The organism is Tissierella praeacuta, from assembly GCF_040396155.1.
Taxonomy (GTDB): domain Bacteria; phylum Bacillota; class Clostridia; order Tissierellales; family Tissierellaceae; genus Tissierella; species Tissierella praeacuta_A.
This window is the reverse complement of the sequence record NZ_JBEBOY010000022.1, coordinates 25,647-38,431: the sequence shown is the minus strand read 5'-3', so window position 1 is coordinate 38,431 and position 12,785 is coordinate 25,647. Positions and strand designations below refer to the sequence as shown.

The following is a 12,785-nucleotide window of genomic DNA, read 5'->3' as shown; positions in this document are numbered from 1 at the left end:
TAATAAGATTTTAATTGGAATATTTGAATTTATAAAAGAAGCTATTTTAACTATTTTAGGTCAAAAAATTATCAAGGAAATTTGTATGGAAACGATGAATGGTATCGTAATCATATTGAACTAGAGAAACTAACTTGGAGATAATCTCTAAACAAACTTAAAGACATAATAAATACGGAGGGAACGAGTGATGAATAATTTAAAACTATATAATAATATATTTTTTCCAAAAACAGAAACATCTGTATTAATGGAGCCAATTCATAGTAATATCCATGGAAATGTACATGGCGGGGAATTGATGAAAATAATGGATACTGTAGCAGGTATAACTGCAACAAAACATTGCAGAGGTGTTGTAGTTACTGCTAGGATTGATGAAATCGTATTTCATAAACCGATTCATGTGGGAAATGTTATTACTTGTATTGCACAATTAGCCTATGTAGGAACATCTTCCATGGAAATTTTAGTCAGAGTTTTAGTACATGATATGGAAAATTATTCTGAACCTGAGACTGCATTGACTGCATTTTTTACTATGGTTCATTTAGTGGATAAAAAGCCAGCAAAGGTACCAGAACTAATTATAACTACTAAGGAAGAAGAGGAACTTTATAAATTAGGGGAAAAGAAGCATAAGGAAATGAAAGAAAAACGTATCAGACTGTAATATTCTCAACGAAAGTTTTTGATGAGTTATTAAAAATACATTGACTTTATGTTCTACATGATGTAAAATGAAATCAATACTACACAATGTAGAATACAAAGGAGTGTTGAAATTGGATATAGCTAAGATTTCAGATGCAGAATATGAGATAATGAAAATTATTTGGGATATGGAAGGGGAAGTTACAACAGCAGATATAGTTGAAAAATTAGGAGAAAATAATCCATGGAAATTGACTACTATACTTACGTTAGCAAGTCGGTTAGTAGAGAAAAATGTTCTTAGAGTAAGGAAAGAAGGTAGAGTTAACTACTATTCTCCTAATATAAGTAAAGATGAATATAAATCATATCAAGCCAGTGATTTTATTGAAGATATGTATGGTGGAAGTGTGAAATCCTTAATAGCTTCATTATATAACAATAAAAAGATAGATAAAGAAGATATAGAGGAATTAACAGACTGGATTAGGAGGGTATGATATGGAAATATTGAAATATATATTTAGCATGTCCGTTACTGGAAGTATTATGTTTTTAATATTTCTATTGATAATGCCTCTAACTAAAAAGAATTTTAGTTCATCTTGGCACTATAAGATGACAATTATAATTCTAGCCTTCTTTATTTTGCCAATAGGAAGCTTTATTAAATTACCAATAAATACATCAAGTAATTTATTTTCTATGAAAGCTGAAGGTTATAGGAATTCAGATGATGTACCTAAAGATGAAAGTATAGAAAATGTACTGGAAAAGGAAGAAATAGTAGTACAGCATCATAATGAAAAAATAGAAAATATAGATTCTCCTAAAGTAAAAGATAATACTTATAATAGTGTTGATAAAAAAAATAAGATTAATTTTAGTGGAGATATAATCCTATATATTTGGATATCTGGAATGGTTATTTTATTTCTATATAGAATAATTTTATATTTTAGATTTAAATATACTATTTTGAAAGACAGCATAGAGATTAGTCATATCCAGACTATAGAAGTATTTAATATATGTAAAGATAAATTGAATATAAAGAGAACAATACCATTAAAAACTTATAAAGGTATAGGATCGCCAATGTTAATAGGAATATTTAATCCCATTGTATTAATTCCTATTTTAGATAAGGATATAGAAACTCTTAATATGGTATTTTTACATGAATTAAACCACTATAAGCAAAAGGATATTATAATAAAGTGTTTTGGATTTATTGTAAGTACAATTCATTGGTTTAATCCAATTATCTATATTTTATTGAACAAAATGGATATATATTGTGAATACTCCATAGATGAAAAGGTAGTAGGTAAAATGGAAACTGGAGAAAGGAAATATTACTGTGAAACCATTCTAAAACTAATGAATAATTCCATAGGTAGAGGAACTTTAACTACTGCCATGAGTAGAAATGGCAAGGAATTAAAATCTAGGCTTGAGAATATACTATTTTTTAAGAAGAATTCTAGAAATAAATATATTAAGTCATTGTTTGTTCTAGTATTTATATTGATATCTGGATTTATTGTTAGTTGTGGCATCATGCCTAAGAACGTGGATAAGAATAATCCTCTTATAGCATATATAAAAGATGATGGATTATATTTTACTTATTTAAATAATGGAGAAGAAATTAAAATTCATAAGGGAAGAGATTTTATATATCCTAGAATTTCAAAATCAGGAAGTTATATAGCCTATACTAAGGGTGAAAGTTTATATGTCTTTGATATTGAAAGTAGAGAATATAAAAAGATAACAGATGGAATTAGCTCCTATGGTAATTCTTATGATTGGGTAGATGATGAAATTATAGTATATGCTAATAATGAAAAAGGATTTACAAAACTTAATGTATCAACTGGAGATAAGATAGTGCATATAGATGAATATAACTATTCAAATTTTAAAGCGGCTAAGGACAATCTTGTATATGGAAAAGCAATGTTTGAGTGGACTACTGATGAAGGAAGTTTTGGATTTAATAAAGGTATTACAGAGATAGATCTAAATAAATATGATTCAGAATCTAAAAAATTTGCAACTGATATAATCATAGAAGGGAAAAGATCCACAGATGAAATGATCGGATACAATCCTACTATATATAAAATAACAGATGATGGCAGATATATATTTATTATGGAGAAATTTGCTTCAGGGTCATTAAGCTCAGATGTTGCAGGTATAGGATTGTATGATGCTAAAGAAAAGAAACATATAGATTTTACAGATATATATGGAAATGAAGATAAAGAGGATTTAACGGTATTACCTAAGGAGAACAATCTAGCTATAAATCCAGGAAATAATGATTTGATTAGCGTAATTCAAGGTGCTGGAAGAGAGATGTTTTTGAGCAAAGAAGTGATATTATTAGATATAAATGAGGATAAGACCTATAAGATTATTAACTTTATGGATAAAAATTTAGTTGCTATGACACCTAGTTTTACAGTAGATGGTGAAAAGCTATTATATTCAGCAACTGAAAGTATAGAATCACAAAGTGGAAAAGAGGATTTTAGCCTTTGGGAAGATTGGCATAAACAGCCCCATAATATCTATGAATATGATTTAAACACTTCTAAAGTAGAGAAGGTTACTAAAGGAAATAATTTTGATTTTATGCCAATAAGCCTATCTAAAGATACAATATTATTTATTAGAGATAAAGGCAATAAAGACTTTAGCTTGATGAAAATCTCTAATGGAAAAGAGGAATTGATTACAGATAATATTATATTTGGGAATGAAGAGGTTAAGTATGGATTCTATGGCAATGCAGAAGAATATAAGGGAATGGATATATTATGTAATGCAAAGAAATTGAGCTTAAAAGGTAAGAAATATACCCAAAAAGAAGATAATATGAATAAATTATATGAGATGAAAGGCAGTAAAATAGGTAATAATTCGGCAGTTGGTAATATATTAAGCTATATAGAGTTTCCAGAAGAATTAACAGCAGATGGAATTCAGTTATTTACTAAAGAAGAGCCATATGGATTGCAAGTAAATTTCAAAGGTAGTGCAATGAAATATATTTCCATGAGTTCCAATGAAGCATGGAAATCTCAATCATTGATTTTATTTTCACTTATAGATAATTTAGATTATATTAAATATGCCATAGATGATGGTAAAGAAAGTATAGTAGTATCAAATATAGATAGAGAATATGCAGATAGTATAACAGTTTCAGTGTTAGGTTCTAAAACATCAGAAATAACTAAGAATAAAACATTATTTAAAGAGTTTTATCAGATATTTGGTGATTAGGTATTTAAGATAATTTTCTAACTTATTAATAGAAATAGCTATGACTTTAAAATCATAGCTATTTTTATATTATATAGTCTTATTTTATATTAATTTTAATATCATTTTATAAATAGAGAAAAAACTCATTAATATTAGGCTAAATATGCATTCTTTTATTCATTTCTACTTTTATATCCTTTCCATGAAAGATAAAGATAGATGATAAGGATATAAGGCTTAAAGCTATACATATAATAGTTGGATATATATTTTTTATCCAACCTAATAGTATAAATAAAATAGGGATAATGCCAAATACTCCATCTATTAATGAATAAGTAATATAATCCCTTATACTTAGTTTCAATATTTTTGCAGTCACATACATAATAATCATGGCAGCCATACAGGATATTGGGATTACATAATCTAAGGACCAGCCTATCCATCCGATTTTCCAGTCCCAGAAAATAGATAATAGAGATATAATGGCAACTTGTCGCATGATTTTCTTAGATATATGATACCTTTTCTGTAAAACTGCAATTAACCCGAGCCACATACTAAGCAATCCAAATACTAGGAGTATAGGCCAATTTACATTGGAAGGAAATAATATATTGATGGCGAAACTAAGTACTACAGTTATAATAGAAATAAAAAGCATAATTTTAATGACTAGATGGCTTTCATAAAAAGGAGGTATCTTAGGAAAGATTTCATCCTTTTTATTAGTATCATTAGATTCTGGTAGTGTATTACCACATAGTATACACTTTTCTAGATTTTCTCGTATATTGACTTTACAGTAAGAGCAATACTTCATAGCATTTCCTTCTTTCTAAAGATTTGAGGTAATTTCAATTTCCACTTCTTTTTCTGAAAGAAATTGAAAAAATGTTTTTTGTATATCTGTTTCTTCAAAGGGCGAGGTAAAGCTTATAACCATTCTATCTTCATAAGTACATAAGGTAATTAAAGGTCTTCTAGCACTGACACAAATACTAAATTGTCGTATATATGCATTAAATTCTTGGGGCATGATAATCTTGCCTATATTTGAAATAGAAGATGTTATCTTCCTATCATTTAGACTATTTGCTATACGGAGGAAATAATCTTTAATAGGTAGTGGAATTACTCGAGCAAGGAAATTTTTTTCCAAGGACATAAAATGATTTAGTTTTCTGTCTAACTGTTCTTTAGTCAATTCCATTTTAAAGCTTTCATTTACACTTTTGATAATTTCTTCAAAGTCTGGATTATTATTTTTAAAGCTATATCCAATATTCATGGTACTAAAGAAATTTCTTGCTGTTGATGATTCATAATATGGTCTTAAATTAATTGGAACGGATAAGACCACAGGTCTCTTTTTTCTATTTGCAGGCATTTCATTATAAATAGAATATACAAGTAAGGATGTTAAAAACACTGTTAAAGTAGTATTATATTCATGGGCAATATCTAAAACAGATTTTACAGACATAGAGCCTTCAATTAACTTCATTTTATTATCTTCAATTCTACTTCCTTTAATATGATAGGCATTAGAATATTCTTTTTCTTTCTCATCCTTAGAATTACCCAAATTATTTTCTCCATTATAATTTTTCCAAAAGCTATCATCCATTTTTTGACTTATGGATGCTTTATGATTTAATTTAGGCATATTATCTTTAAAGATTTCCTTATATTTAATAGTCATATAATGATATATAAGTACTTCCATGAACCAAATAACGCCAGCACCATCAGTAAGAGAATGAAAAATCTCCACATTAATTCTTTTATTATAATAGGATACACGAAATAAAAGGTTTTTTTGATTTCTTATATAAATAGGAGCACAAAGAGCAGTATTTTCCATATTAACTGTTGGTTTAATATCACTGTATTCAAAATAATACCAAAAAGCTCCTCGTCTTAAAATAGACTTATATAGTGGAAAACTTTCAATAGTCAAATCCAATGCTTTTTGCAAAGCTATTGGATCCACATATTCGTATAATTCACAGCTAAGTCTAAAAACCTTAGTATCTTTATTATTAGCCACTGCTGGAAAGAGCTTAGAGGCGTTATCAAGTTTAGTCCATTTTACTTCTTTTTGTTGTTTCATAATATACCTTCTTCTTAGTCAATTTTTTCATTTAAAAATAGATTTATAGACTCATAGGCCTTATCAATATCATCAGAACGTAATGGATTAGAAATAAAGCCATGTAATGTATCTTTTATTTCATATATTTTTACATCATTTCCATACTCCTGCAATTTTACACCATAGGCTTCACCTTCATCTCTAAGTGGGTCAAATTCCGCTGTAATAATCAAAGTCTTAGGCTGGTCTGAAAGGTCTTCAGCAAGTAGTGGTGCTACATATGGATTTAATCTATCTTCATCATTTTGGACATATAAATCCATATAATCTTGTATTCGCTTTGAAGTCATTATATAATTCGTTCCATTTTCTTTTATGGAAAGGAATGAGGAATTTTCACTATGGTCATAATTAGTAGCAGGGTATATTAAAATCTGTTTATTAGGTACAAATTCACCTCGGTCTCTCATCATAAGGGAAACTACTGCTGCCAAATTACCTCCAGCACTATCTCCAATTAGCGTTATATCGTTTTGATTGCAACCTAATATTTCAGGTTTTGAAAAAATTTCCCGAGTAGTATAATAACAATCTTCTACTCCTGCAGGAAAAGGGTTTTCTGGTGCTAGACGATAATCTACTGAAATAACCATATGATTAGTTTTATTAGCCATATTTGCACATACATTAGTATAGGAATCAATATTTCCTGTAACCCATCCACCACCATGAAAGAAAATCAAAACCTTAGGAAGTGGATTTTTTTTCGGTATGAAAACACGTACTGGAATTTCTCTATCTTCAACCATAATCTTATGATCCAGCATCTTGTAAATTGGTTCCGATGGTGGATTTAATATATTTAGTAATTTACGATATGGTTTATAATATTTTTTTAAACTTATATGTGGCTTTGATAAAATCCTTAGAACTGTTTTTCTAAGATTGTTCATATGGTTAAATTCTCCTTATATTGCAAATAATTGATACCTATCTATTATATATTATAATACCCATAAAGGGTCAATACTTTTCCTTTAGAAGTTAAAATACTGAAGATTAATAAAATCTTCAGTATTTTAACTATTCTATATTGCTATGCCATTCTTTTAATATTAATTTACGGGATTTTTGTAATACAGCTGGGTCATTTTCAGCCATTTCTTTAGCTTCTTCATAGGAATTTGCCTTGTATATTACAAGTCCGCCACTATGGTCTGTAAAAGGTCCTTTAGCAAATATCTTACCTTCATCTATAAATCTTTGAAGATAGGCTTTATGTATATCTAGTATTTCACTATCCTTTTTTGCGTCAATAGTTTCTAATATAGCAGCATATAAAATCATATTTTCCACTCCTTATAAGTTTTTTGATAATTTTAGGTAGTTCTACTAAGTATTATACATATAATTTCTATTCTTGATATGTATATTTTCTCCAAAAGATTGGCTGTGTGGAGTTATAGGAATTTGGGTATGTATAAATATATGTGGAAAAATGGGAGGGGTTTTATGAAGAAGGCTATTTTATTTTTGGCAGAGGGATTTGAAGAAGTAGAAGCTTTAACGGTAGTGGATTATCTTAGAAGGATGGACGTTGATGTCCATATCGTATCTATTACTAAGGAATATAAGGTGAAAGGAGCTCACAATATTGTAGTCCTTGCTGATAAGACTATAGATGATATTAAAGATATAGAATCATACGATGCCGTAATTATTCCAGGAGGATTACCAGGTGCTACAAACCTTAGAGATAATAATAAGGTAATTGATATTGTAAAGAAAATAAATAACGATGGAAAACTTGCAGCTGCCATATGTGCTGGACCAATAGTTCTTGAAAAAGCTGGGATTATAAAGGAAAAGAAGGTTACTTCATATCCGGGGTTTGAAGGAGATTTAAAAGATGGAGTTTATATTGAACAAGATGTGGTTAGGGACGGAAATATTATAACAGCAAGGGGACCGGCTTTGGCAGTAAACTTTGCCATAGAAATAGTAAAATACTTATTAGGGGAAAAAGAGGCAGAAGAATTGAAGAAAGATATATTATATAAAGATTAAAATAAGATTAAAATCAAATTATAGAGGGGATAGCTTTATGTGGTTGTGGATAATTATTCTATTAGGGTATATTCCTGTAATATATAAGTGAAACAGAAGGATATCTATTTTAGAAGAGGAAGTAAGAAACCTTAAGAAATAAAAAAGTAGTTGGTAACAATAGTTACCGACTATTTTTTTATTTGAGGATATAATAGGTATAACATATATGATTTTAGATTTGATATTTATAAAAGTCTCTCAAAATCAGAGAGAGTATTTTAAATATAGGAGGAGTAAAGATGAACAAGTATTTTGACATAAAAGATACAGTATATGATATAACGGAGAAGTACCCTGAAACTATAGATATATTTGTAGCAAATGGATTTGAACAATTAGGCAATGAAAAAATGAGGAGCTTAATGGGAAAAACAATTTCCTTGGAAATAGCTTGTATATCGAAAAAATTTAATGTAGAATTGTTCACTCAAAAGTTAATAGATGCTATTGAAGGACGTAGAATATCTGTAGATTCTACACTTACTAGAACTAAACAAAATAATTTAGGGGATATAAAAATAGAAGGGGTTCTGCCATGTCCCGTAAGAGTACCATTGTTAGAAGGCTTCAATGCTTGGATGTATGAGAATAATAGTAGATTTGATTTCAAAGTAGACTATGAACTTAAATCAGCAAATCTAGGAGTAGGTTGGATAAAAGAAAGAATTGAATCAGATAATGAAGATTCCCTATCAGATTTATTTATGTCAGCTGGTTTTGATTTATTCTTCGATAAGGAATTAATGGGAAAATTCAAAGCTAGAGGAATATTTGAAGATATTACAGGATTAGATAAACTAAATAAGGATTTTGATAATGATGAAATAGATTTAAAAGATCCAGAAAGGCAATATTCCATAATAGGAGTAGTTCCTGCTGTATTTATGGTAAATACAGATGAATTAGGTGATAGACAGATGCCTAAATCTTGGAAAGATTTATTAAAGCCAGAGTTTGAAAACTCAGTATCTTTGCCCATGAGAGATTTTGATTTATTTAATGCAATATTATTAAATATCTATAAAAATTATGGGGAAGAAGGTGTTGCTAATCTAGGAAAGACATTACTCCGAAGTATGCATCCAGCTGAAATGGTGAAATCCCATAGAGCAAAAGCAGAATCTGATATACCAACAATAACTATAATGCCATATTTCTTTACTAAGATGGTTAGGTCAGAATCTCCGTTAAAGCCTATATGGCCAGAAGATGGGGCAATAATATCGCCAATATTCTTATTAACTAAGAAGAAAACTAAAGATAAAACAAAATCATTTGTAGATTTTTTCTTCTCTAAGGAGGTAGGTGAAATTCTTTCAAGCAATGGAAAGTTCCCTTCAACTCATCCAGAAATAGATAATGGATTATCACCTAATCAGAAGTTTATGTGGCTTGGTTGGGACTATATAAATAGTCATGACATAGGAGAGCTAATAAGAAAATGTGATATGCTTTTTAATCAATCTATATAGGAGGTTATGAAGATGAATTTAATTATATTTTCAGGTCCCCCATCTTCTGGGAAGACCTCGATAATAATAAAGGCAATAGATGCATTGAAACAAAGGAATATTTCTGTAGGAGTAGTCAAATTTGACTGTTTATATACAGATGATGACATATTATATGAAAAGGCAGGAGTACCAGTAAAAAAAGGACTTTCAGGAGCGCTTTGCCCCGATCATTTCTTTGCATCAAATATTGAAGAAGTAGTAAAATGGGGAAATCAAATGAAACTAGATATGTTAATCACTGAATCAGCAGGACTTTGCAATAGATGTTCTCCATATATAAAGAATATAAAGGGTGTTTGTGTTATAGACAATCTATCAGGTATTAATACACCAAAGAAAATTGGTCCAATGCTAAAGTCAGCAGATATAGTAGTCATAACTAAGGGAGATATAGTTTCCCAAGCTGAAAGAGAAGTTTTCGCATCTAAAGTAAGTTCAGTAAATCCTAGGGCAGCTATTATGCATATCAATGGACTTACAGGTCAGGGAGCATATGAATTAAGTACCCTATTATTTGATGAAAATCAACAAATCGATTCTGTACAAGGAATGGAATTAAGATTTCCAATGCCTTCTGCCTTATGCTCCTATTGTTTAGGAGAAACAAGGATAGGAGGGAAATATCAAATGGGTAATGTGAGAAAGATGAAATTAGGTGATGAACATGAATAAATTAACTATAAAGCAACTAGAAGAGAAATATCCATTTGTAATTAATTATTTTGAAGAGAATAAATTAGATACTACTAATTATAAGGATAAAACATTTAAAGAATACTTAGATAGTTTTAGCCAAGAAGATATAGAAGATTGGGCTATAGATAAGGAAAGATTGGAATCTGATTTACAAAGCTTTATAGAACAGATGAAAGAATTTTTAGGAATAAAAGATGATACTAAGGTAGATTCCTTAACTATATTATCAGGACATGATAAATCAGGAAACAAAGAAGGCTTTGAGGAATTAACTATTAATAAATCTGAAATCATCTCTATAGTAGGACCTACTGGTTCAGGAAAATCTAGGTTATTGGCAGATATAGAGTGGACAGCAGAGAGAGATACTCCTACAGGAAGGGGAATACTAATTAATGGAGAACTGCCAGATAAGAAATGGCGATTTTCATCTAATAATAAACTAGTTGCACAGCTCTCTCAAAATATGAACTTTGTAATGGACCTTACAGTTAGGGAATTTCTAGAGTTACATGCAGAAAGTAGATTAGTTGAAGATATAGAAGGAGTAATAGATAAGATAATTAAAGAAGCTAATAATCTAGCAGGGGAGAAATTTGACTTAGATACTCCAGTAACTTCTTTAAGTGGTGGACAATCAAGGGCTTTGATGATAGCAGATACGGCAATACTTAGTTCTTCTCCTATAGTGTTAATAGATGAGATAGAAAATGCAGGAATAGACAGAAAAAAAGCCTTAGAACTATTGGTATCAGAAGATAAAATAGTCCTTATGGCAACTCATGATCCAATATTAGCACTTATGGCTAATAAAAGAATTATAATTAAAAATGGCGGCATAGATAAAATAATTGAAACTAGCCATGAAGAAAAGCAATTGTTATTAGAACTTGAAAAAATGGATAATATTATTCAAGGAATGAGAAATAGACTTAGAGCAGGAGAAACCTTAGAAAGGGGAATATAAAAATGCATGAGGGATGTACTGGTATTTTTGAAAATGGTAAGGCTGTTGTAGATAAAATAAGAATGATGGGATTTAATATTCGTCTGATGCCTCAAAAAGTTATTATAAAATGTATAGAATGTGAAAATGAATTTGAAATGACTCATTTAGAAACAAAATGTCCCCACTGTAATATGGTCTATGGAGTAACACCATGTTCAACAGCATATCCGGAGAGAATTATGGCAGCTGGGAAGAATTATTAGAATAAAATAGGACTGTTACAACAACTATTTTAATAGCTATTGTGATAGTCCTATTCTAATTAGTTAGTTCACCCCTGAAATGAACTATAGAATAATACCTATATACCATAATTGTCTTAATAAACTAACACATAATATAAGTATACTATTTTGTGAATATTATATCAATGAGCTAATTTGTTTGCTTCTTATCTATAACAATAAATAATATAGAAATTTAGTTTCATATATTTTCTTTAAAGGAATCTAGTCTATTGTCGATATATTATTTAAGGGATAGGTAAAATATTAGGGGAGAGCTTATGATTAATTCAATTAATGCTAATTTTTCTACAACTTCAACATCTTTAAGTAATGCAATAAGACATAAAAACTTTAGTGAGAAAGTATCATCTAAAAAGGCAGATACTTTCTCTTTATCATCATCACCAACTATTGAAATTGAAAAACTAGATCCATTAACAAGAATTAGTGATCCAAAGGAATATGCTAGAATAAGTGATATTGCAGATAGTTTTTTAACTTCTCCTTGTAGTTGGGGTGAAAAAGGACAGGAACTTGCCTTTGTTTACGATATTTCCGAGTATAAAGATTTGTTTCCATTTGAATTGAAACCACCTAAGGTTTTGGCTAATTTTGACACAACTGGAGATGAAAATTGTTATGATTTATTTTTAAAAAATGGGGGTGATGGGAAATACGATGTGATTAGACTTAGAATTATGTTAGGCAAGAATTTCAAAGACGAACCAATGGATGAACATACTTTTAAAAATACTATTCTTAAAGGTTTTATGATTATGGCTCATGAGAAAAATCTTTCACTAAAATCAGGCAATAGAGTAACCGATGATACTGTTGCTAAGCTTGAATATGATTCAAGTACAAAAACTGTTAATTTGGATGATTTGATAGCATCTTATAGAGAAGATTACAATAAAATTATATCAAAAAATTTCACCGAAGGATTTATAAAAAATTATAAAGGACATATGAATTTAAATGAAGATCCAGATAAGGTTCGAGATAGATGGTCCGAGCTTAGTATTATTTTTGATAGTATTTTAAATCTTAAATTTTAATATGTAGAAAATCCTTTACAATGGATGGTGAACTATTATAATAAAGGTAATATTACCTTTATTATAATAGTTTTCTTAATAGTTAAACTTGTAAATTATCGTTTTATTTAATTTTCTATATTATAAATTGAT

The 12,785-nt window shown here is 29.2% G+C and carries 13 protein-coding genes; 9 read left to right on the top strand and 4 right to left on the bottom strand.

Going from position 1 to position 12,785, the window contains the following annotated elements; all coding sequences use genetic code 11:
• Window positions 1-190: 190 nt before the first annotated feature.
• The 3 genes from ABWP20_RS11505 (at window position 191) to ABWP20_RS11495 (ending at window position 3,957) form a co-directional block, all read left to right on the top strand.
• On the top strand, window positions 191-673 hold the full coding sequence (locus tag ABWP20_RS11505) for an acyl-CoA thioesterase (RefSeq protein ID WP_353095952.1): 483 nt from the start codon (window positions 191-193) through the stop codon (window positions 671-673).
• 112 nt (window positions 674-785) lie between these two features.
• Window positions 786-1,154, top strand: coding sequence for a BlaI/MecI/CopY family transcriptional regulator (locus ABWP20_RS11500; protein ID WP_353095951.1), 369 nt, complete (start codon window positions 786-788; stop codon window positions 1,152-1,154).
• Window position 1,155: 1 nt separating this feature from the next.
• Window positions 1,156-3,957: a M56 family metallopeptidase gene (locus ABWP20_RS11495; protein WP_353095950.1), complete on the top strand. Its 2,802-nt coding sequence runs from the start codon at window positions 1,156-1,158 to the stop codon at window positions 3,955-3,957.
• Window positions 3,958-4,096: 139 nt separating this feature from the next.
• Here the strand turns inward: ABWP20_RS11495 and ABWP20_RS11490 are convergent, their stop codons facing one another.
• The 4 genes from ABWP20_RS11490 to ABWP20_RS11475 all read right to left on the bottom strand — a co-directional run bounded on the left by ABWP20_RS11490 (window position 4,097) and on the right by ABWP20_RS11475 (window position 7,387).
• Complete coding sequence (locus tag ABWP20_RS11490; RefSeq protein ID WP_353095949.1) at window positions 4,097-4,765, bottom strand: DUF6320 domain-containing protein; 669 nt, start codon at window positions 4,763-4,765, stop codon at window positions 4,097-4,099.
• A gap of 15 nt (window positions 4,766-4,780) precedes the next feature.
• Window positions 4,781-6,058 (bottom strand): hypothetical protein, encoded by a 1,278-nt coding sequence (locus ABWP20_RS11485; RefSeq protein WP_353095948.1) that lies wholly within the window; start codon window positions 6,056-6,058, stop codon window positions 4,781-4,783.
• Between the two features lie 14 nt (window positions 6,059-6,072).
• Window positions 6,073-6,993, bottom strand: coding sequence for an alpha/beta hydrolase (locus ABWP20_RS11480; protein WP_353095947.1), 921 nt, complete (start codon window positions 6,991-6,993; stop codon window positions 6,073-6,075).
• A 130-nt stretch (window positions 6,994-7,123) separates the two neighbouring features.
• Window positions 7,124-7,387, bottom strand: a complete 264-nt coding sequence (locus ABWP20_RS11475) for a YciI family protein (protein ID WP_353095946.1) — start codon at window positions 7,385-7,387, stop codon at window positions 7,124-7,126.
• A gap of 165 nt (window positions 7,388-7,552) precedes the next feature.
• Between ABWP20_RS11475 and ABWP20_RS11470 the strand changes: the two genes are divergently transcribed.
• From ABWP20_RS11470 to ABWP20_RS11445, 6 genes are all read left to right on the top strand, one after another.
• A complete protein-coding gene (locus ABWP20_RS11470) occupies window positions 7,553-8,107 on the top strand; it encodes a DJ-1 family glyoxalase III (RefSeq protein ID WP_353095945.1) in 555 nt (184 codons plus the stop codon).
• Window positions 8,108-8,388: 281 nt separating this feature from the next.
• A complete protein-coding gene (locus tag ABWP20_RS11465) occupies window positions 8,389-9,621 on the top strand; it encodes an ABC transporter substrate-binding protein (protein WP_353095944.1) in 1,233 nt (410 codons plus the stop codon).
• Between the two features lie 12 nt (window positions 9,622-9,633).
• On the top strand, window positions 9,634-10,335 hold the full coding sequence (locus tag ABWP20_RS11460; RefSeq protein ID WP_353095943.1) for a GTP-binding protein: 702 nt from the start codon (window positions 9,634-9,636) through the stop codon (window positions 10,333-10,335).
• Entirely contained in the window at window positions 10,328-11,326 is a 999-nt protein-coding gene (locus ABWP20_RS11455; RefSeq protein WP_353095942.1) for an ATP-binding cassette domain-containing protein, read from the top strand. Before ABWP20_RS11460 ends, ABWP20_RS11455 begins: the two co-directional genes overlap by 8 nt.
• Window positions 11,327-11,328: 2 nt before the next feature.
• A complete protein-coding gene (locus tag ABWP20_RS11450) occupies window positions 11,329-11,571 on the top strand; it encodes a hypothetical protein (protein ID WP_353095941.1) in 243 nt (80 codons plus the stop codon).
• 302 nt (window positions 11,572-11,873) lie between these two features.
• A complete protein-coding gene (locus ABWP20_RS11445; protein WP_353095940.1) occupies window positions 11,874-12,653 on the top strand; it encodes a hypothetical protein in 780 nt (259 codons plus the stop codon).
• Window positions 12,654-12,785: the final 132 nt, after the last annotated feature.